Source organism: Leifsonia sp. Y862 (assembly GCF_057669585.1).
Map to the genome: position 1 here is coordinate 1,749,428 of NZ_JBYHFR010000001.1, position 20,869 is coordinate 1,770,296.

At 65.4% G+C, this 20,869-nt stretch carries 22 protein-coding genes and 1 riboswitch; of the genes, 4 read left to right on the top strand and 18 right to left on the bottom strand.

The window, feature by feature from the left end; translation table 11 throughout:
- Positions 1-11 precede the first annotated feature (11 nt).
- The 6 genes from AC25Z0_RS08255 to AC25Z0_RS08280 all read right to left on the bottom strand — a co-directional run bounded on the left by AC25Z0_RS08255 (position 12) and on the right by AC25Z0_RS08280 (position 4,667).
- On the bottom strand, positions 12-476 hold the full coding sequence (locus tag AC25Z0_RS08255) for a Clp protease N-terminal domain-containing protein (protein ID WP_488132854.1): 465 nt from the start codon (positions 474-476) through the stop codon (positions 12-14).
- Complete coding sequence (locus AC25Z0_RS08260; RefSeq protein WP_488120712.1) at positions 469-705, bottom strand: helix-turn-helix domain-containing protein; 237 nt, start codon at positions 703-705, stop codon at positions 469-471. Before AC25Z0_RS08260 ends, AC25Z0_RS08255 begins: the two co-directional genes overlap by 8 nt.
- A gap of 47 nt (positions 706-752) precedes the next feature.
- The gene (locus AC25Z0_RS08265) at positions 753-2,159 is read right to left on the bottom strand and encodes an MFS transporter (RefSeq protein ID WP_488132855.1); all 1,407 of its coding nucleotides are present in this window, start codon (positions 2,157-2,159) and stop codon (positions 753-755) included.
- A complete protein-coding gene (locus AC25Z0_RS08270) occupies positions 2,152-2,574 on the bottom strand; it encodes a MarR family winged helix-turn-helix transcriptional regulator (protein ID WP_488132856.1) in 423 nt (140 codons plus the stop codon). Before AC25Z0_RS08270 ends, AC25Z0_RS08265 begins: the two co-directional genes overlap by 8 nt.
- Positions 2,575-2,636: 62 nt before the next feature.
- Positions 2,637-4,064 carry an amidase gene (locus AC25Z0_RS08275; RefSeq protein WP_488132857.1) on the bottom strand — a complete coding sequence of 476 codons (1,428 nt, stop codon included), beginning with the start codon at positions 4,062-4,064 and terminating at the stop codon, positions 2,637-2,639.
- 126 nt (positions 4,065-4,190) lie between these two features.
- A complete protein-coding gene (locus tag AC25Z0_RS08280; RefSeq protein WP_488132858.1) occupies positions 4,191-4,667 on the bottom strand; it encodes a YbaK/EbsC family protein in 477 nt (158 codons plus the stop codon).
- A 68-nt stretch (positions 4,668-4,735) separates the two neighbouring features.
- Here AC25Z0_RS08280 and AC25Z0_RS08285 point away from each other — a divergent pair, with 68 nt between their 5' ends.
- From AC25Z0_RS08285 to AC25Z0_RS08300, 4 genes are all read left to right on the top strand, one after another.
- A complete protein-coding gene (locus AC25Z0_RS08285) occupies positions 4,736-5,215 on the top strand; it encodes a hypothetical protein (protein WP_488132859.1) in 480 nt (159 codons plus the stop codon).
- 337 nt (positions 5,216-5,552) lie between these two features.
- Positions 5,553-6,029, top strand: a complete 477-nt coding sequence (locus tag AC25Z0_RS08290; RefSeq protein ID WP_488120706.1) for a hypothetical protein — start codon at positions 5,553-5,555, stop codon at positions 6,027-6,029.
- 78 nt (positions 6,030-6,107) lie between these two features.
- A complete protein-coding gene (locus AC25Z0_RS08295; protein ID WP_488132860.1) occupies positions 6,108-6,356 on the top strand; it encodes a hypothetical protein in 249 nt (82 codons plus the stop codon).
- 101 nt (positions 6,357-6,457) lie between these two features.
- Entirely contained in the window at positions 6,458-6,994 is a 537-nt protein-coding gene (locus AC25Z0_RS08300; RefSeq protein WP_488120704.1) for a gamma carbonic anhydrase family protein, read from the top strand.
- A 179-nt stretch (positions 6,995-7,173) separates the two neighbouring features.
- Here AC25Z0_RS08300 and AC25Z0_RS08305 read toward each other — a convergent pair whose 3' ends face one another.
- The 12 genes from AC25Z0_RS08305 to AC25Z0_RS08360 form a co-directional block, all read right to left on the bottom strand.
- Positions 7,174-8,073 (bottom strand): bifunctional methylenetetrahydrofolate dehydrogenase/methenyltetrahydrofolate cyclohydrolase, encoded by a 900-nt coding sequence (locus AC25Z0_RS08305; RefSeq protein WP_488132861.1) that lies wholly within the window; start codon positions 8,071-8,073, stop codon positions 7,174-7,176.
- Positions 8,073-9,371, bottom strand: coding sequence for a serine hydroxymethyltransferase (gene glyA, locus AC25Z0_RS08310; protein ID WP_488132862.1), 1,299 nt, complete (start codon positions 9,369-9,371; stop codon positions 8,073-8,075). Before glyA ends, AC25Z0_RS08305 begins: the two co-directional genes overlap by 1 nt.
- Before the next feature lie 29 nt (positions 9,372-9,400).
- Positions 9,401-9,490, bottom strand: a riboswitch (ZMP/ZTP riboswitch).
- Between the two features lie 19 nt (positions 9,491-9,509).
- Entirely contained in the window at positions 9,510-9,860 is a 351-nt protein-coding gene (gene mnhG / locus AC25Z0_RS08315) for a monovalent cation/H(+) antiporter subunit G (protein ID WP_488132863.1), read from the bottom strand.
- Positions 9,857-10,120 (bottom strand): MrpF/PhaF family protein, encoded by a 264-nt coding sequence (locus tag AC25Z0_RS08320; RefSeq protein WP_488120700.1) that lies wholly within the window; start codon positions 10,118-10,120, stop codon positions 9,857-9,859. Before AC25Z0_RS08320 ends, mnhG begins: the two co-directional genes overlap by 4 nt.
- Positions 10,117-10,728: a Na+/H+ antiporter subunit E gene (locus AC25Z0_RS08325; protein ID WP_488132864.1), complete on the bottom strand. Its 612-nt coding sequence runs from the start codon at positions 10,726-10,728 to the stop codon at positions 10,117-10,119. Before AC25Z0_RS08325 ends, AC25Z0_RS08320 begins: the two co-directional genes overlap by 4 nt.
- The gene (locus tag AC25Z0_RS08330) at positions 10,725-12,290 is read right to left on the bottom strand and encodes a Na+/H+ antiporter subunit D (protein WP_488132865.1); all 1,566 of its coding nucleotides are present in this window, start codon (positions 12,288-12,290) and stop codon (positions 10,725-10,727) included. The genes AC25Z0_RS08325 and AC25Z0_RS08330 overlap by 4 nt, the downstream gene beginning before the upstream one ends.
- Complete coding sequence (locus AC25Z0_RS08335; RefSeq protein WP_488120697.1) at positions 12,287-12,790, bottom strand: sodium:proton antiporter; 504 nt, start codon at positions 12,788-12,790, stop codon at positions 12,287-12,289. Before AC25Z0_RS08335 ends, AC25Z0_RS08330 begins: the two co-directional genes overlap by 4 nt.
- Entirely contained in the window at positions 12,787-15,849 is a 3,063-nt protein-coding gene (locus AC25Z0_RS08340; protein WP_488132866.1) for a Na+/H+ antiporter subunit A, read from the bottom strand. Before AC25Z0_RS08340 ends, AC25Z0_RS08335 begins: the two co-directional genes overlap by 4 nt.
- 87 nt (positions 15,850-15,936) lie before the next feature.
- Entirely contained in the window at positions 15,937-17,184 is a 1,248-nt protein-coding gene (locus tag AC25Z0_RS08345) for an LVIVD repeat-containing protein (RefSeq protein ID WP_488132867.1), read from the bottom strand.
- Positions 17,181-18,197 carry an ABC transporter permease gene (locus AC25Z0_RS08350; RefSeq protein WP_488132868.1) on the bottom strand — a complete coding sequence of 339 codons (1,017 nt, stop codon included), beginning with the start codon at positions 18,195-18,197 and terminating at the stop codon, positions 17,181-17,183. Before AC25Z0_RS08350 ends, AC25Z0_RS08345 begins: the two co-directional genes overlap by 4 nt.
- A complete protein-coding gene (locus AC25Z0_RS08355; protein ID WP_488132869.1) occupies positions 18,194-19,729 on the bottom strand; it encodes a sugar ABC transporter ATP-binding protein in 1,536 nt (511 codons plus the stop codon). The genes AC25Z0_RS08350 and AC25Z0_RS08355 overlap by 4 nt, the downstream gene beginning before the upstream one ends.
- A gap of 20 nt (positions 19,730-19,749) precedes the next feature.
- Positions 19,750-20,868 carry a sugar ABC transporter substrate-binding protein gene (locus AC25Z0_RS08360; RefSeq protein WP_488132870.1) on the bottom strand — a complete coding sequence of 373 codons (1,119 nt, stop codon included), beginning with the start codon at positions 20,866-20,868 and terminating at the stop codon, positions 19,750-19,752.
- Position 20,869 lies beyond the last annotated feature (1 nt).

The window sequence follows — 20,869 nt, forward strand, 5'->3', positions numbered from 1 at the left end:
CTGCCACACTGCTACGCGGTCGCGGCCAGGCGCTCTCTCACTGCAGACCGATCGATCGGGAGTGCGGCGAGCAGAGTCGCGGCTGGATCGGGTTCATGACTGTCGAGCACGGCAAGCATCATGTGCCGTGCCGTGATCGCCCGCGCCTTTTCGGCCGCCGCGTTGGCCAGGGATTTCTGCAGCACCGCTTTAGCACCGGAGGTCATCCGCGACACGGGTTTGCCGAATGCCGTGCTCCCGCTGGGCCGGAACTCACCGAGCGGGAGCCCGATCGCGGCGAGTGCGGTGCGATCGAGTTGATCGGCGGCCTCGTGCGCGGCTGCGACATCGACGCCCACGATCTCGGCCAGCGAGTCGTCGTGCAGGAGAGCAAGCAACAGGTGATCGGATCCGATCCGTCGATCACCGCGACGTCCGGCCTCACAGCGCGCGTCCTCGACAGCGGCCCGTGCCGTGTGAGCGAATCTCTCAAACATTGTTGTCTCGCTTTCCGTATTTTGCGTGCACCGACTGCCGCGTGACGCCGAGCACATCGCCGATCTGCTCCCACGACCAGCCTGCGCGGCGCGCTTCGGCAACATGCACGGCCTCCACACGCTCGGCAAGACGGTGCAGCGCGCCGACGGCGTGCAGCCCGGTGGCCGGGTCTGTTGTGTACACGTGGTCCAGGTCGAACGATTCCATGGTGTCAGTCTGACTTGACACGCGGCATCCGTCAACCCAAACTGACGCCGAGAGAATCAGTGACTGCGTTAGTGGGCGCGCGATTCCGCGCCTCGACGACGCGTGATCACGAAGTGGATGAGCAGTGCGACGAACACCGCGACGCAGATCAACGCGCCGATCGCGAGCGTGGTGCTGATCCCAGTGTCGGTCGGGTGCAGGTCGGCCCCCATATGCGCCGCGAGCACGGCGCCGGAGATCGCGGTGCCGAACGAGCTGCCCACGGTGCGCAGTACCTGGTTGAAGCTCACCGAGCTGCCGAGCTCTGCCGTGGCCACACTGCGGGCGATCAAGGCGGGCATGGCGGCATAGCTGGTTCCCATGCCAAGGCCGAGCACGAGCATCCCGATCAGCACCTCCCAGAGTTCGGCGTGGGCGAACCAGAGCAGCATCGCAGAGGCCGTCATCATGGCGGCCCCGATCGGCAGTAGCGTCGTCAAGCGAATGCGGTTCGAGAGACGGCGCACGAGGCGGTTCGCGCTGAAGCTGCCCACGGACAGCGGGAACATCACGAAGCCGGCCCAGAACACCGGCAGGGCTATCCCGTAGCCGGTGGAGGCTGGCGCCTGGGCAACGAGGCTCGAGACAGAGAGGCCGAGGTACATCGCGGCACCCAGTCCGATTGCCGTGGCGTTGGCCAGCAGCACGTCGCCGTTCCGAAGAACGCGCAGGTTGACCAGCGGATGCCGCGAGCGGAGTTCGGCCCTCACCCAGACGCCCAGGATGACGACCGCGACGACGCAGGTGCCGATGGTCCAGAACGATGCCCAGCCCCAGTTCGATCCCTCGCTGATGCCGAGCAGCAGCGCTCCGAGCCCGAGTCCGAGCAGGCCGGCGCCCGTGAAGTCGAACGGCACGCGGGGAGCGCGCTCGTCGGGGCCTGCGGGCACGATACGCAACACCACGACAATTGCCGTGACCACGAAGACCGCGGCAAACCAGAATGCGAATCGGTAGTCGACCAGCCCTGCAATGATCCCGGTCAGGGGATAGCCGATGCCGATACCTGTCGACACGGTCACCGACAGGCTGGAAATAGACGACTGGACCTTATCGGCGGCAAGGTAACGGCGGGCCAGGGCGATTGTCACCGGGACTATCCCGTACGTCAGACCCTGCAGTGCGCGCCCGATCAGAAAGACGGTGAAGTTAGGCGCCGTGGCGGCGACAATCGAACCGATGAGGATGATCACCAGCGACCACACCAGCAGCCGCTTCTTGTGCGGACCGTCGCTCAGTCGACCCATGACGGGCGTGGCGATGGCGCCGACCAGAAGATTGAGGGTGAGCATCCACTGGGCGGTGCTGATCGACACGTCCATCGCCCGGGAGATGGACGGCACCAGCAGCATGCCGAGCGAGCTGACGATTGCCGTGGAGAGGGCAGCGTAAACCAGGGCAGGCATCAAGTGGGTGCGGGGTGTCGACTCAGTCAACGGATGCCTCAGCGCCGAGCTTCCGGAGCGTCGGAATGACCGCTTCGAGCGTCTTCCGCTCGTCGGGGGTCAGCCGCTCTGCGATCGCCTGCTCAAGCCAGCCGTGGCCGGCCAGGCGTTCTGCGGCCAGCTTCTGCCGCCCGGCGTCGGTGAGCTCGATCCAGATGCGGCGGCGATCCGTTGAATCCCGCACCCGCAGAACGAACCCCAGCTGTTCGAGTTCCTGCATGGCCAGCGACATCGCCTGGGGGCTCACGCGTTGCGTGGCCGCCAGCTCGGAGCTGGTTGCGCGCCCGTGCTCCGCCAGGTGGCTGAGCGCCCCCATTTTGCCGGCGGAGATCGTGCGTTCGGCGCTCAGCCGCCGGGACAGCGGGCGGAGCGCCTCCAGGAAGGACTGTGTTGCAGCATCACTCATTTACGCAATTGTACAACCTAATTGATCAAGTTGCTTGAGTATTGTGTGGGCGCCAGCCGCGCCTAGATCGGCAGTTGTCGGTCTGCCCAGGGCATGGCCTGTTCCAGCTGGGCTGCGACCTGCACCAGCAGGTCCTCGCGGCCATGGGCGGCGACCAGCTGCACCCCGATCGGCAACCCTTCCCTACTCTGGCCGAGCGGCAGGCTGATCGCCGGGTTGCCAGACACGTTGAAGGGCGCCGTGAACGGCCCGTGTTCGAAGATGCGGCGCAGCCACGCGCGCGCCGTGTAGTCGGAATTGTCGTAGTCGAGGCTTCCGTGCGGTGCAGGCAGCTGCCCAAGCGTGGGCGTGACGAGCAGGTCGTACTGTGTGAAGAAGAGCCCGACGGCGCGCGTCACGCGGTGCTGCGCGTCGAGTGCCGTCAGCACCTCGAGCGCAGAGGCCGCCGCCGTCTCGGCCAGCACAGCACGCGATACCGCCTCAAGCAGCGACGGATCCGGCCGCCGGGGTGCCCGCAGCATCGCCCCGCCCGTTGCATACGCCGCGAGCATGGAGCCCTCGACGATGTCCTCAGGCTCGATGGCGGGGCCGGTTGGCGTCACGGCATGACCGATCCACTCCAGCATCGTTCCCACCGAAGCGGATGCCGCCGCCGCCTGCTCATCGACGGCCACACCCGACCACGCCTCGGTCATGAGTGCGACCCTGAGTCGCCCTGGGTCGGCCCGCAGCTCCGACACGAAGGGGCGACGTGGCGGCGGAGCCGTGTACTTCTCGCCGTACCCCTCACCTGCGGCCGGCGCCGAGACGGCATCCAGGAGCGTCGCGGCATCCCGCACCGTGCGGGTGAGCGCGAACTCGGCGATGAGGCCGAAGCCGGCCTCCCCGACGAGCGGCCCGCTTGGGGTGCGGCCGCGGCCGGGCTTCAAGCCGACCAGCCCGCAGCTGGAGGCGGGGATGCGCAGCGATCCACCGCCGTCGTTACCGTGGGCCATCGGCACGGCGCCAGCGGCGACGAGCGCTGCGGAGCCGCCACTCGACCCGCCAACGCCCCTGTCCAGCGCCCACGGGTTGCGGGTGACGCCGTAGCGCAGCGATTCCGTCGCAAAGCTCAGCCCGAGCTCAGGGGCGGTGGTCTGGCCGAGGGTCACAAGTCCTGCAGCGCGGAAGCGGGTCATCAGCTCGTGGTCGACGTCGGCGAACGCACCACGGATGCTCCGGCTGCCGAGCGCGAATGAGACGCCACGGGCAAACGGGCCGCTGTCCTTGATCAGGAAGGGAACCCCGGCGAGCGGCCCTGTCGGATCGTGGTCAAGCGCGGGGTCGAAGAGCGCCTGGGTGAGCGCGTTGAGGTCGGGATTCACGAGGTCGATGGCTCGTCTGGCGGTCGCTTCGACCTCGCGCGCGCTCACCTGGCCGGATCGGATCAGCCCGGCCAGTCCGACCGCGTCGAAGCTGGCGTATTCGTGTAATTCCAAAACCCTGCCCATCCACTGTTTTGAATAGCCGCTGTGCTGAATAGCCTGCGCATCCGCTCGCAAGAAATCGACCTAAACGCGCGGGTTTAGGTCGATTTCTTGCGAGTGGATGACGGCGAGGCCGTGCGCGGGGTTACGTTACGGGGCGACAGACACTGGTTCGCCGCCGGTGATGCGCAACAGCTCACTGTAGGTAGTGGGGAACACGGTGTGCGCGTGGCCGGCAGCAGCCCAGACGGTGTCGTAGTCGGCGAGGGCCACATCCACCAGGGTACGGATGGGCGACGGATGCCCGACGGGCGCCACTCCCCCGATAACCTGCCCGGTGGCATCCTTCACGACGTCCTTCGACGCCCTGGCGATCGTGCCACCCAGCTGTTCGCCAAGCCAGGTTGTGTCGACGCGGTGCGAGCCAGACGTCAGCACGAGCAGCGGTTCGCCATCGAGCGTGAAGATGAGTGAGTTGGCAATGGCACCGACCTCGATGCCGAGGGCCTCCGCCGCAGCTTGGGCCGTTGGCGTTGCCACCTCGAACCAGCGCACCTCCGGCGCCAGATCATGGGCGGCGAGCGCTGCTGTGACACGGTCGACGGCCGGATGCTTCATATTCACCATGCAGGAATCCTAGATGGCTGTGACACAGAACCGGGCACTGCGCTGAGGCGAACTGTTACTCTTCGGCAATGGGCCTCCTCATCGAATATTTTGTGGCAGATTCCGACGCCCATGCGGCCAAAACTATTGATTGGCTGAGTGGGCCAAGTGAAGGTAGCGGCCGCTGGCAGGATAGGCTTCTCGGCCGTCGCGGCGGCTATTCGGTCATTTCGGAAACGATTGAGCCCGTTGTCATTCTCGGCAGCTTGGAGGAACTCTTAACCGGTCGCGCGTTCGAAGAACAACTTGACGATCCCGAGTCGCGGCGTGTCATCGCGCTGCGGAACGAAGGGGAGCGCGTCGTTCTCCGAATCGGAGAATTCTTAGTGAGGGCACTACGCGGAACGGCGGAGTCGGACGTTTTGAGTCTGGCTGACGATTGGTCAGAGATCGAAGAATTCTCCAATAGCTATCCGGCCGACGACCTCAAACTCTTCCTCCGTGATTTCAAGGTCATGTGCGACGGAGTTGAGCCCCACCAGGCGGTCTACTGCTGGCTGTCCGTATAGATGTCCAATGGACAGGGCACCAAGTGCCGATGCCGGTCGGACGATTGCAGTTCTGAGTAGGCCGATCATAAGGATCAGCACCCTGGAAACGATCTGCACAGAATTGAACTGCACGATATAGGAGTGCTCCTGGTGCTGGAGCCCAATTGGGCTCGCAATAGGTTCCGCCTACAGACGTTCGTCTGGGGCGATCGTCCCTTTCGCTTCAATATCGCTGTACCGAACAGAAACGTGCTCAGCCTCACCATTCGGCGGACTGGTGGGTGCTTCTCGGCTCCCCTAGGGTTGCACTGAAGCTGTGCCAGCATCCAGCTCGCGCGTCTGAGGAAGGATATTCATGACTTCTCGAGCAGCCAGGCTCTCACTGGCCGTGCTTGCAGTGTTAGCGCTCAGCGCGTGTTCCGCTGATGCTGGCGCCGACGAGACAACGTCGGCTACCGGGGGAACGATCGAGTTGGCGGTATCGAAAACGTGCACTGAGGTTTCCGACTACCCGTGCGTCTTGGTCAATGGTGTGAATGTTGTACTCCCATCCACATTCGACCGAGCCGGTGTTGCGGATGCCACCGTCGCCGACGGTGACGGGCAGAATGCGGTTGACGTGACCTTCAGCGATGATGGAGCGGAGGTCCTTCGCACGCTCACGGAGCAGGCTGCCCAATCCGGAGATTCGGCGCGTCTGCTGATGAAGATCGGTATAAAGGTACGGGCCGCCGCCAGGGTGATGCAAGCGTTGGAAGACAACCACCTCCAGATCCTGCTCTCGCCAGATGACAACGCCCAGGAGCTCGTAGACCTCATTCGCGCCGGCTGAGAAGAGCAAGGTGAACATCTGGTTACGATGCGCGGCCAGCCTGCCGCAGCCAGTTTTAGCGCAGCTAGCATCTGAGGCATGCGTGCAAACAAGAGTCGCCGAGTTCTTGCAGCGTCCGGAATCCCACTACTTCTGATGACCACGGCAGCTGGGTGTGGCGCAATCAAGACGACCGCGATCGATGCAACCGTTGAATGTCTGGAAGATGCTGGTATTCCTTACACGATCGATGACGGCGCTATCGTCGTCACGACCTACGCGACTGACGACGTCGCCTACTCCAGAGACTACGTCCAGGCCTGCTTGGAGCCCGTCCCCGCGAAGTGATGCGGGCACTCGAACCATGCAAGCAGCCAGAAATGCTGGCGTTTATCGGCAGGCTTCAGGCGCGACGCCGGGCCACCTAAGCCCTTGGCTAGGCTGGCGCCATGAGCATTGATTCCTCCGCACGCCTGATCACCCTGCCCGGTCTGCCTGCGCCCGTTGTTGTAGACACCGCATTCGTGGCGGCCGGCGCCATCCTCGTCGGACAGGTCACGCTCGGTGATCGCTCCAGCGTTTGGTACAACTCCGTGCTGCGCGCTGAGGCAGAGCCGATCACGATCGGCGCCGGGTCCAACCTGCAGGACAACGTCTCCTGCCACGTCGACCGCGGCTTCCCGCTCACGCTCGGCACGGGTGTCTCCGTTGGTCACGGCGCGGTTCTGCACGGCTGCACCATCGAAGATGACGTGCTCATCGGCATGGCGGCCGCCGTGATGAACGGAGCTGTCATCGGCTCGGGGTCCCTCGTCGCGGCAGGGGCCGTCGTGCTCGAAGGCATGGTCGTGCCGCCGGGGTCGCTCGTGGCCGGGGTGCCGGCAAAGGTACGTCGTGAGCTGACGGATGACGAGATTGCCGGCATCCGTCGGAACGCTGAGAACTATCTCGGACACGTGGCACTGCACGCGGCGGCGCTGGCGTAACAACGCACCCCGCAGCTCGGCGCGCAGCACCCGGCGCCCCGTACGACGCCGAAAGTCGCCGTTTGTGCCGAGTGTCGCTGTTACAGCGGCGACTCTCGGCACAAACGGCGACTCTCGAGGACTTCGTAGGTCTCGAGACGGCCGCGAGCGGCCTCCTCGACCAACGAGGAGGTGCGTTACTAGAAGTGACGGATGGCCGCAGCCAGGTCGCGCTCTGCCGCCTTCACCACGTTGCTCAGCAACATGGCGCGAGTCATCGGGCCCACTCCACGCGGGTTCGGCGACAGGAATCCGGCCACCTCTGCCACATCGGGGTGCACATCGCCGGTCAGCGTGCCCTTGCCGGTCTCCGGGTCTTCGACGCGGGTGATTCCCACGTCGAGCACGGCGGCGCCTGGCTTGATCCAGTCCGGCTGGATGAGGTGCGGCACACCGACGGCGGCCACCACGATGTCGGCCCGGCGCACTTCGGCGGCCAGGTCAACGGTGCGGGAGTGCGTCAGCGTGACAGTGGCGTCGAGTCCCTTGCGGGTGAACAGCAGGCCGAGCGGCCGACCGACGGTGAGACCACGGCCCACGATGACGACGTGCTTCCCGGCGATCGGCACCTCGTAGCGCTGCAGCAGTTCGACAATGCCGGCCGGCGTGCAGGGCAACGGAGAGGCGAGCTCTCCGCTGATTCCGGCGACCAGACGACCGAGGTTCATGGGGTGCAGGCCGTCGGCGTCCTTCGACGGGTCGATCAGCTCGAGCATCGCGTTCTCGTCGTGGCCGGCGGGCAGCGGCAGCTGCACGATGTATCCGGTGACGGCGGGGTTGGCGTTCAGGTCGGCGATCGCCGCCCGAATTTCAGCGGATGTCGCGGTGGCGGGCAGGTCGACGCGAATCGACTCGATACCCACCTCAGCGCAGTCGCGGTGCTTGCCGGCGACATACGAGCGCGATCCAGGGTCGTCTCCGACCAGCAGCGTGCCGAGTCCTGGCACGATGCCGCGCTGGCGGAGCGCGGTGATGCGCTCAGCCAGCTCGGATTTGACCGCGGATGCAGTCTGGACGCCGTCGAGTACGACAGCGGTCATTACTGGACCAGACCCGAGTAGAGCGGGAAGGCATCCGTCAGCACCTTGACGCGTGAGCGCAGACCCTGGATGTCTGCACCGGGCTTCAGCGCCTCGGCAATGACATCGGATACCTCGGTGAACTCGGCGTCGCCGAAGCCACGCGTTGCAAGGGCAGGGGTACCGATGCGGAGGCCACTTGTGACCATCGGCGGGCGAGGGTCGAACGGAACCGAGTTGCGGTTCACGGTGATACCCACCTCGTGCAGTGCGTCTTCAGCCTGCTGGCCGTTGATCTCCGAGTTGCGGAGGTCGGCGAGCACCAGGTGCACGTCGGTGCCACCGGTGAGAACGTCGACGCCGCCGGCCTTGGAGTCATCGGCGGTGAGGCGAGAGGCGAGGATGCTTGCACCGCGCAGGGTGCGCTCCTGGCGGTCCTTGAACTCTGGCTCAGCTGCCAGCTTGAACGCGGTGGCCTTGGCGGCGATCACGTGCATGAGCGGGCCGCCCTGCTGGCCGGGGAACACGTTGGAGTTGAGCTTCTTGGCCAGTGCGGTGTCGCGCGACAGGATGAAGCCAGAGCGGGGTCCGGCGAGCGTCTTGTGAGCGGTGCTCGACACGACATCCGCATAAGGAACCGGTGACGGGTGCAGGCCGGCTGCGACGAGTCCGGCGAAGTGCGCCATGTCGACCCAGAGCTTGGCACCGACCTCATCGGCGATCGCACGGAATGCAGCGAAGTCGAGGTGACGCGGGTAGGCAGACCAACCGGCGATGATGACCTGCGGCTTGTGCTCAAGCGCCTTGTCGCGCACGACGTCCATGTCGACACGGAACGTCTCCGGGTCAACGCCGTATGCAACCGGGTTGTAGAGCTTGCCCGAGAAGTTGAGCTTCATGCCGTGGGTGAGGTGTCCACCGTGAGCAAGCTCGAGGCCGAGGATGGTGTCCCCAGGCGTTGCGATGGCCGACAACACTGCTGCGTTGGCGGTCGCGCCCGAGTGCGGCTGGACGTTGGCGTACTCGGCGCCGAACAGGGCCTTGGCGCGGTCGATGGCGAGCTGCTCAGCCACGTCGACGTATTCGCAGCCACCGTAGTAGCGGCGTCCGGGGTAACCCTCTGCGTACTTGTTGGTGAGCACAGAGCCCTGCGACTGCAGGATGGCGCGCGGAACGAAGTTCTCGCTGGCGATCATCTCGAGGTAGTCGCGCTGGCGGCCGAGCTCCTGCTCGAGGACCGCGGCAATCTCAGGGTCAACGACCTCAAGCGGCTCGTTGAAGCTGGAAGGCAATGAACTAGCAGGCACATTCGTAGACACGGGCGTCTCCTTAGACATTTCAAAGTGGATGTTGCAGCCCAGGCGTGCGGCCACTAACCGTGTCAGTCGCTCCCCGATGGTGACCCATCTTTCGTGCTACGCCAGTTGCGACCCTTGGAGCATATCAGCCACGAACGGTCAGCTGCCCTGTGTGTCTCGGTAGGGCTTCAGCTCATCGGCGATGAGCAGGTCGGTGCGCAGGTGCTGGGTGTCATAGGCGGCGCGCGCCACCAGATGGGCGGCCAGCGGGGCGGTCAGTGACTGGAAGAAGACGATCGAGACCACGAGGGTGACCGTGCCAATTGTCAGGTTGTTGAGTGCGACATCCGCTGTGATGGCCATGAGACCGAAGATCTGCGGCTTCGTCGCGGCATGCAGGCGGCTGAGCACATCGGGGAAGCGCAGCAGGCCGACGCCGGCCGCGAAGCACATCAGCGCCCCGGCCAGCACGAGCACGGCGGTGATCACATCGCGCACGGTGTCGCTCATGCGCTGTCCTGCCTCGGGAGGAAGCGGGCGACGCTCAGCGAGCCGAGCACGCCGAACAGGGCAAGCGCCAGCAGGACGGGCAGCGTGTCGATGTGGTTGTTGAAGGCCATGTCGGCGCCGAGCGCACACATGACCGTGGAGACGAGCACATCGGCGGCGATCACCCTGTCGAGCACGGATGGCCCTTTGACGATGCGGTACACCGCGCAGAGCGACGCGGCGCCGAGCAGGATTCCCGTGATGATGATGACAACGCTCATACGAATGTTCCTCCTTGCCTACCCTGGTCGTTCGGTTGCTCGCCCTGGTCGTTCGGTTCTTCGTCAGCCGCCCGCAATCGCGCCAGGTCTTCTTTCGACCCGATGGCGAGCACAACCCGCCGTTCGGTGTCGAGCACCGACTGACGGAAACGCTCGAGTTCCTCGGTGTTCCGCACGTTCAACACGTGCAGGTACAGCGTGGAGTGCACGCGGTCGATATCGACGACGATGGAGCCGGGCACGATTGACGTCGACACCGCAACCCAGGTGAGAATGAGGTCGCTGCGCGTGCGCAGGTGGATCGCTTCGATGGCATTGCTCGCTTTGTACCGCGGCGCCAGCGCCAGATAGGCCACCTGCACAGAAGCGCGCACGATGTCGGTGAGCAGCCAGATGAGGTAGAGCGCGAGCCGCCAGATGTTCAGCCGCCCGCTCAGCTGCACCGCTGGCAGGTAGAACACGACGGAGACGACGAACGCGAAGATCGCTCCCGTCAGCACGTTCAGCCACGAGAAATTGCCCCAGAGCAGCATCCACAGCAGCACGAGCCCTAAGAAGAGTGGGAGCTGGTTGTAGGTGCGAGCCCTGCGCTCCTTAGCGGATGTCATGGCGTTCCATTCGGGAACACGGCGTCGATGTAGGTGGCCGGATTCTCAATATCTGCCGCCGCACGATTCGTGAGCGCGAACATCGGCCCCGCGAAGATGGTGAGCGCAACCGTGAGGGCGAGCATGGCCGTCGTTGCACCGGTCATCAGGGGTGAGACGGTCTTGGTGAGCACGGTGCCCTCATCGTGCGGGTCTTCCTGCAGGGCGCCGAGCACCGGGGAGTCGTAGTTCTTGACCTCTGAGCGCGACCGCCAGAATGCGATGTTCCAGGCGCGAGCGAGGGCGTACAGCGTGAGGAGCGAGGTTGCAGCACCGGCTGCGATCAGCACATAGACCAGCGGGCCACCGACCGCGACACCGCCCTGGAACAAGGCCACCTTGCCGAGGAATCCGGAGAATGGCGGGATGCCGCCCAGGTTCAGGGCTCCGATGAAGAACAGGATCGCGACGACGGGCGCGCCCTTCAACAGCCCCCCGAGCCGCGACAGCGAGGTGGTCCCTCCTGTGCGCTCGATGAGGCCGGCGACGAGGAACAGGGTCGTCTGCACGCTGATGTGGTGCACCACGTAGTAGATAGTGGCGCCCATGCCGAACTGCGTGCCGAGCGCGATGCCGAAGATCATGTACCCGATATGGCTGACCAGTGTGAACGACAGCAATCGTTTGATGTCGGCCTGGGCGAGCGCACCGAGGATGCCGACAATCATGGTGAGGAACGCCACGATCATGAGCGGGACCATCAGGCTGTCGTCGGGGAACAACAGCGTCTGCGTGCGAATGATGGCGTAGATGCCCACCTTGGTGAGCAACCCGGCGAACACAGCAGTGACCGGTGCAGGCGCTGTCGGATAGGAGTCAGGCAGCCAGAACGACAGCGGGAACACGGCAGCCTTCACGCAGAATGCGAGCAGGAGCAACAGGTGCAGGATCAGCTGCACGTCGGCCGGCAGGTCGGGGATGCGTTCGGCCAGCAGCGCCATGGTGACGGTGCCGGTCGCACCGTAGAGCAGGGCGATGGCGCTGAGGAAGAGCAGCGACGACATGAGGCTGACCACGATGTATGTGACGCCGACGCGAATGCGCGCACCAGTGCCGCCGAGGGTGAGCAGCACGTAACTCGCAGAGAGCAGCATCTCGAAGCCCACGTACATGTTGAACAGGTCGCCGGCGATGAACGCGTCGAACAGTCCGGCGGAGAGCACCAGGTAGGTGGGGTGGAAGATCGAGATCGGGGTTTCCCTGTGCCCGTCGATGATGCCCTGGCCGACGGCGAAGAGCAGCACGCCGAGCAGCATGAGCCCTGAGATGAGAAGCATGATCGCCGAGAGTCGGTCGACGACCAGCACGATCCCCCATGGTGCGTCCCAGCCACCGACGTGCACGACGGCTGGACCGTCGCGGTCGACGAGCACGAGCAGGATGGCGCTGATTGCGACGACGGCCGTGAGCGCCGCGACGCTCACGACGATCTGTGGGCGTCGGCGGCGACCCAGCATCAGCGCGATGGCAGAGCCGAGCAGCGGAATCGCGACCACGAGGGGAACGAGCACGTTCACGTTCATTGCTGGTCGCCTCCCTCGTGTGCGGCTGCAACGGCGGCGGCGATCTCTTCTGGCGTCATATCCTCACGCTCGCTGGCGTCCAGGACGGCCTGGATGGCTGCTTCGTCGTCTGTCGACGAGCGGAACGTCTCTTCGGTCTCATCAGAGGTTTCTGTGGCGTGCTCATCGCTAACCTCGTCACCTTCATCGCCGAGCTGCGCCAGCCACCACGACCGGTAGATGAGGGCGAGCAGCAGCGCCGTGATGCCGAAGTTGATCACGATCGCCGTGAGCATCAACACCTGCGGCATCGGGTCGGCCATGTTGTCATCGAGCGGCGTGCCCGTGACGATTGGGGAGCTGCCAGGACGACCGCTCATGATGAAGATGAGCAGGTTCGTGGCGTTGCCGACGAGCAGGAATCCGATCAACAGCCGGGTGAGGCTGCGCTCGAGCATGACGTAGACGCCCGCCGCGTACATCACGGCCATCACGATGACGAGGGTCAGGGATGCGCTCATCGCGTGACCTCCCACGTTGGGCGGCCAGCCTGGCCGGGGGCGTCCGTCACGGGCGTGCGACTGTCATCCGCTTCTGGGCCGATTGCCTCTGAGGAGTCCGGCAGTGCGTCGTCGTCCGCTGTCGGCTCGTCAAGGCCGCCGCCGCCGCCCGGCTCTCCGCCCGGTTCGCCGCCCGGCTCTTCAGGAGCATCGCTCTGCCTGTCGATCTCGCTGCCGAGGCTCCGCAGGATGTCGAGGGCGAGGCCGATGACGACGAGGTAGACGCCGATATCGAAGATGGTCGAGGTGCCGAACGAGAGGTGGCCGAGAACCGGAAGATCGGTGGAGAAGTAGGCGGACTCCAGCGGGATGCCGGAGAAGAACAGCGATACGACGGCCATGCCGACGGCCAGGATCACGCCGAGGCCGAGGATCTTGCCAGGGTCAATGGGCGCGGCCTCGCCCAGCTCGTAGCGTCCGCCGGCGAGATAGCGGGACACCAGCGCGAGGCCGGCGATGAGACCGCCGGCGAAGCCGCCGCCCGGCGCATTGTGACCGGCGAAGAGCAGGTAGATCGACACGATGATCGCGGGGTGGAACAGCAGCCGCACGATGACCTCGATGAGGATCGAACGGTTGCGCCCTGACAGGGTGCGTCCGGCCAGCAGCCAGGACTGGCGGGTGACGTCTGCGCCCTCGTTCGAGGCAGTGGGATCGCTCACAATGCGGCGGCGGTTCTTCGGCCGGCGGAGCTTCCGGGATTCGCGCAGGCGGTGCAGATCGGGGTTGCGTCCAGAGACAAACAGCAGGCTGGCGACACCGGTGGCCACCACGATGAGCACCGAGATCTCGCCCATGGTGTCCCAGGCGCGGATGTCGACGAGCATGACGTTCACGATGTTCGCGCCGTGGCCCTCTTCGACGGCGAGGCGCGGCAGTTCGGTCGAGATGCTCTCCGCCTGCCTGGCACCGAGTGCGATGAAGCCGATGGTTCCCATCACCAGGCCGACAAGCCCGCCGAGCAGCGCGCGACGCTTGCGGTGCATCGGCCGATTGTGCTGGGCGATCTTCGGAGGGAGGCGGCGGAGCACCAGCACGAAGACGACGAGGGTCATCGTTTCGACGAGCGCCTGCGTGAGGGCGAGGTCTGGTGCGCCGTGGAAGGCGAACAAGGCCACCATGCCGTAGCCGGTCACACCGGCGAGCAGCACGGCCGTCATCCGCTGGCCGACGCGGGCTGCCATGATGGCCGCGATGCCCATGATGATGGCGATGATGACCTGGCCTGGGTAGTCCCAGAGCACGATCTCACTCGGCCAGGTGCGGTTCATGGTCGCGGCGGCGCCGAGCGCGAGCACGAACACCACGAGGATTGTGGCGAGGTACTGCGGGAGCCCGCCCTTCTGGGCGATGCGCGTGACGTAGAGGGCGATGCGGTCGACGCCGCGAACCGTCGAACCGTATCCACGACCGGCGTCGATGAGCGGCGGAACCGAATCCTGCAGCCTGGCGACCCTGCGGCGCACGAGGAAGAGCCCCCAGCCGACGAGCAGCACGATGATCGTGATGAACAGTGCGGGTTCGAGGCCGTGCCAGAGGGCCAGGTGGTAGTGGCCGCCGCCCGGAACGGTGTCGGCGTATGGTGCGAAGAGCGGGTCGAGCATGAAGGCGAGTGGGCCGAGCAGCAGCGTGGCTGCGGCCAGGATGCCGGGGGCCAGCATGAAATCCCACCGGCTGTGGTGCAGCGGTGTCGGTGCGGTGTCCGGCCGGGTGGCGAACGCGCCCCAGAAGAACCTGACGCTATATGCCACGGTGAGCATAGATCCGATCGCGGTGCCGATGAGCGCAACCCAGCCCCAGCCGTCGCCGTGCAGGCCAGCGTCGATGAAGGCGGTGAACACGGCTTCCTTGGCCACGAACCCCAGCAGCGGCGGGATGCCGGCCATGGACGCGACGGCGATGAATGCGATGGTGGCGAGCACCGGTTCTCGGCGGCCGATCCCCGACAGCGCGCGCCAGTCTCGGGTGCCGGCCCGATGGTCGATGATGCCGACGATCAGGAAGAGCGCGGCCTTGTAGAGCGCGTGGGCAAGCACCAGGGTGACGCCAGCGAGAGCGGCGTCGCGCGTGCCGAAGCCCACCACGATCATGAGGAAGCCCAGCTGGCTGACCGTGCCGTATGCCAGCACGAGCTTGAGGTCGTACTGGCGCAGGGATCGCCAGGCGCCGACGAGCATGGTCCAGACGCCGAGCACGATGAGCACCGGCATCCACCCCGTGGTGTCTGCATAGCCGGGGGCGAGGCGTGCCACCAGGTAGATGCCCGCCTTCACCATGGCGGCCGCGTGCAGGTATGCGCTCACCGGGGTGGGCGCCGCCATCGCAGCCGGCAGCCAGAAGTGGAACGGGATCAGGGCCGACTTCGAGAACGCGCCGACCAGGATCAGCATGATCGACCAGGTGAGCAGCGGGCCAGCCTCTGCCTCTGTCACCGGGTGTGCCACGATCTCGGCGAGCGACGTGGTGCCGGCGAGGCTGGCGAGCATCACGACGCCGACGAGCATCGCCAACCCACCGAACGTGGTGACCAGGAGGGCCTGCAGGGCAGCACCGCGGCTCTCCCGCTTACCCGTGTAGTGCCCGATCAGGAGGTACGAGAGGATGCTCGTGACTTCCCAGAACATGAACATGACCAGGATGTCGTCGGCTGTGACGAGTCCGTACATGGTGCCGGCGAACGCCAACAGGCAGGCAGCGAAACGGCCGAGACCCGGCTCCGTCGGCGAGAAGTAGCGTGCGCAGTACAACAGCACGAGCGCGCCAACGCCCGTGACGATGAGTGCGATCAGCCACGCGAGCGTGTCGACCCTGAACGAGAGGGAGATGCCGAGCGCCGGGATCCACGGGATGCTCTCTGTGACAGCGCCGCCGGCCATAACAGCGGATGTCTGGGTGAGCGTATAGACGAACGCTGCGGCGGGGAGCAGCGCGATGACATAGAAGACCCGCACAGACAGGAGGCGCGTGAGAGTGGGCGTGAGCACGGCCAGGAGCAGGAAAGCGAGGAGGAATGTCGCCATGCGGCCTCCCGGCTTGTTACGGTCGTGGTGTCTCCCCCAGCTTACCGGCAGTAGCGGGTAGTCATCCCGTGTGGTACAGGCCGACCGCTACCCCTCGTATTGCAGAATGTAGAGGCCAGCGTTGTAATCAGTCACGTATGCGACAGCGTTCTCGTCGACGAACACGTCGAAACTCTGGATCACGCGTGGCCGCTCAGGACGCACGTCGTACATCCGCTCCGGCGCTGGCGGCACCCACGCGCCGACCTCCACGGGCGCGAACGGGTTACGGATGTCATATGCCCGAAGCCCTGCGTTTTGGTACGTCGCAAAGACGAGTTCGCTGCTCTGGAACGATCCCGGCCTGTTCTCATGCAGGTTGTGCGGCCCGAAGTGCGCACCCTTGGCCACGAAGTCGGTCTCGGCCGGGTCGGGCAGGATTGCGATGCTGACGGGGTTCCGCGGGTTACGGATATCGAACACCCAGGTGTGCTTCACGCCGTCTGCCGCGTTGTCTGCGATGCCCTCATCGGCAACGATGAGCAGATCGCGGTCCGGCAGGGGCAACGCCGTGTGGGTGCCACCGCCGAATGGGTCTGTCCAGTTGCGCTCAGCGATCAACGTGGGGGCAGTACGGTCGGTCACGTCGAGCAGGGTCAGCCCGCCGTCGCGCCAGGACGCATAGGCGGTGTCACCGGAGACGATCGCGTGGTGCAGTCCGTAGCGCCAGCGGTCGGCGTCCCAACTCGGGCTCTCCCCTGCGGCCTCATTCATGCCGGGCAACCACCAGCGCCCCGCCAGCTGCGGGCGGGTGGGATCTGCCAGGTCGATGGTCACGAAGATGTAGTCGGTGAAGCCGTCGAGCAGCGCAGACGCGTATGCCCAGCGCCCACCGGTGTACCAGAGCCGGTGCAGGCCGATGCCATCGACCGGCATGAACGCGATCTCGCGCGGCGCAGCCGGCGTGCTGATGTCGTAGACGCGGAGCCCTGCGGCGAACCCTCTATCGGTGTGTGCGGTGTTCGCGCCGGCGGCCGTTGCGCCGACGGACTGGCCGTAGTACGCGGATTCGTCGGCGAACGCCGAGTCTGCGAACAGGTTCTTGGCATTGATGACCAGCAGCAGATCATCCGCTGTTTGAAGGTGCACACTCCAGGTGCCTGGCGGGGTGGCGATGTAGTTCACCGGCTGCGGATTGCGGGGATCGCGCACGTCGATGACGGTGAAGCCATTCGAGAACGCGTGCCCGACGTACGCGAACCCGCGATGCACCATGATCTGGGTGCCATCGGCACGGCCGCCCTGGTCGGTGTGACCGAGGAAGCTGAAGTTGTAGCCATAGTCCGGCGTGATCATCGTTCGGTCTTTCTGAGGAAAGCGAAGGCCAAAGCAACGACGAAAACGCCGCCCTTGACGATGTCCTGGGCGTAGTAGGGCACATTCATCATGGTGAGCCCATTCAGCAGGATGCCGATGAGCAAGGCCCCGAGGAGGGTGCCGATCACGCTCGGCTTCTTCTGCCCGAACAGGGCGTAGCCGACGTACGCCGCGGCGATGGCATCCATCATGAGTGGTGCGCCAGCAGAGATCTGGCCTGAACCGATACGACTGGCCAGCACCACACCGCCGAACGCGGAGAGGATGCCGCTGATCACGTAGGCCAGCGTCTTCAGCCGGCCGACAGACAGCCCGAAGTGTCGAGCAGCCTCCGGGTTGCCACCCACCATGTACATATGGCGGCCGAGGGTGGTGCGCTCCAGGAACAGGTGCAGCAGGATCACAACGACGAGCAGCAGGATCACCACGAACGGCACGCCGAGCACCGACCCCTGCCCGAGGAAGAGGAACGACGGCACGAGGATGCCTGGCGCACGGCCGGAATCCGTCATCACGCCCTCGTAGATGGAGTATCCGTTGGTGTACGTGAGCTGGATGCCGTTGATGATGTAGAGCATCGCGAGGGTGGCGAGCAGGTCTGGCAGGCGCAGTTTGACGATCAGGAAGGCATTCACCAGCCCAACGAGCGCGCCGAGCAGGATCGGCACCAGCAGGGCAACGATGAATTCCTGCTGGTAGTAGACCATGAGGGCGGCGGCGGCGATGGCGCCGAGACTCGCGGTCGAGCCGATCGACACGTCGAAGCCGTCGACCACGAGGCTGAAGGTCACCCCGAGCGCCAGGAAGGTCGACACCGAGATCGCTTTGAAGATGTCGGTGAAGTTCGAGAAGGTGAGGAAGTTCGGGTTCGCCACCGAGAAGAAGACGATCACCGCAATGATGACGATGATCGCGGCGTACCGGTAGAGGAACCTGACGATGTCGGCCCTGCTGAGCCGGCTCCCGGTGGCGGTGATGGTTGGGGTGCTCATGCGTTCTCTCTGCGGCGTGTTCTGGCGGGTGCGGGTGTGAGTCCGGGTGTACTGGGCGGTGTTGAGGCGTGGGACTCCGGGTCGGCAGCGAGCATCAGCTCGGTTGGAGTTACCTGCTGCGCATCGAATTCAGCTACGACGCCGGTGCGGGCGAGCACGATGATGCGATCTGCGATGCGCACAGCGTCGTCCGGCTCAGCAGTGAAGTAGAGAACACTGGTGTCGGCACGTGCGCTCTGCTCGATCATCTGGAAGATCGCTTCCTTCGCAGAGACATCGATCCCCTTCATCGGCTCGTCGAACAGGGCAAGCGTCCGCGCCCTGCCGAACCATTTGGCGATGGCGACCTTCTGTTGGTTGCCGCCACTCAGCCGACCGGCCAGATGCGCCGGATTGGCCGGGTGCACACCGAAATCGGCGATGAGCCTGTCAGCGTGGGCGCGCTCCTTCGACGGCCTGATCAAGCCCCCGAACCCCAGGGCGAAGTGGGTGCGGATGTCGGAGCCCGTCCAAATGCCGTGCCGGCGACGTTCCTCAGGAACATACGACATGCCATGCCGCACCGCCTGGCGTGACGACGCGATGCGCACTGGGGCGCCATCGATCTCCGCTCTGTACGGCCCGTCCAGCCCGAACAGGCGCCGAGCGAGTCTGGTCTTGCCTGCGCCGAGCAGACCGAAAATCACGACGATCTCCCCGCGCCCGATGCTGAGGTCGATCGGGGTCCGGTCGGCGCCGAGCTCGAGAGCGGATGCCGCGAACCGGGTGGCGGCGACAACGGATCGAGGTTCGCGGCGGCTCGTGTGGCCGGCGACCCCCGTCATGGCCTCGACAACGGCGGCCACGCTGGTCGCCTGGGCGGCATCCGCCAACACAATGGTTCCCCCGCGCAGCACGGTGACGCGGTCGGCGACCCGGAAGACCTCCTGCAGTTTGTGCGAGATGAACGCGATGCCGATGCCCTGCTGGCGCAGCCGGTCGACGATCGCGTAGAAGCGCTCGCTCTCGCGCTGGTCGAAGGTGGCGGTCGGCTCGTCAAGCAGGATGTATTTCGCCTCATCGCTGACGGCGCGCACCAGTGAGATGAGCTGCTTCTCGTAGATGGACAACCCGCCGACAGCGCGGTCAACATCCATGTCGATGCCATACTGCCGAAGCAGATCGATGGCCTCAGCGCGGTTGCGCCGCGCGCTGAACAGCGCACCGCCGCGCCTCCGCCTCAGCATCACCGTGAGGTTCTCGTGCACGCTCTGCTGCGGAACGAGCGCACGGTCGACTTCCTGCGCGAGCAGAACGATGCCGCGCCTGGCCGCCTCGCCCGGACGGGACAGGTCGACGGGCACGCCATCGATGAGAATGCGCCCGTTGGATGGGGTCAGAGCCCCTGCCACAATGTGCAGCAGGGTGCTCTTCCCCGCCCCGTTCATTCCGAGCAGCGCATGCACTTCCCCCGGACGCAGCTCGAAAGTCACCTGTTCAACGACAGGGCCTGCGCCGTAGTCGTGTGTGATGGCGTCGAGTATCAGAGACATCCGGTGGTGCGCTCTCGCTGCTACTTGTTCTGGTCTTCGAGCGTGGTCATCCACGCCGAGATGGCCGTCTCTGAGACCGACCAGCTGGGGAACACCTCGTTGAGTGTGTCAAATGCGATCGGCGACTCAGGAAGGTCGGTGGCGCGGATCAGCGACGGGTCGACGAGCACGTCATTGGCCACCTCGTCACCTCCCACCTTCTGGTACGCCAGGCGCACCTGGACGGCGCCGATGTTGCTCGGGTTGGTTGCGGAGGCCGCGCGCAGGTCGACGCCATCGTCCCAGAAGTACGGGAACTCCTGGTCGGTGAGGTCGATCGTGTACACCGCGATGTCGGTGCGGCCGGCCTGCTTGAGCGCTTCGAGAGCGCCGCGGGTGAACTCGTTCCAGTGCGACCAGATGGCGTCGATCTGGCCGGGCTCAGGGTACTGGCGCAACAGCGCCTCGACCTGGGCCTGGGTGTCGAGCGCGGTCGAACCGGTGACCTGGCCGGCGCGGGCGACCTCTATGATGCCGGGGAAGCGCTCGTAGAACGCATCAACGATGACGGAACGACGGTCGAGAGGGAGGAACCCTGCGACGGACAGCACCACGATGTTGGCGTCGCCGTTGAAGTCGGTGGCGAGCTGGCGCAGCCCGTTCCACGCGAGCAGGTAGTCGTCCTGGTTGATCGCGGTGACGCCCTCGAGGGTGATGTCACTGTCGTACGTGACGACCGTGATGTCGGCGGCGAGCGCCTTCTCGAGCGGCGCATTGAGCGCCTCCGCTGTGCCGTTGTTGACGAGGATCACGTCGACGCCGGCGTTGACGGCTGCGTCAACGTTGGAGGCCATCTTGGCCAGGTCATTCGAGGAGTCGTAGACCTTCAGTGAACCGCCGAACGCCTCTGCCTGCGCCGTGAGCGCGCGGCTGTACGTCTCGTACCACGAGCCGGTGGTGATGCGGGTGACGAGCGCGATGTCGAGCGGCTCTGTCAGCGCATCGGGGATCTCCGTGCTGCCGGCGACCTGCGGGGTTGCTGCCGACGGGTTCGCTGCGGCTTCGCCATCCTGCTGCGCGTTCTGTTCAGACGTACAGCCGGAGAGCAGCAGGGCTGCCGACACGGTCAGGGCCGCACCGATGATCCATTTCTTGGCCATG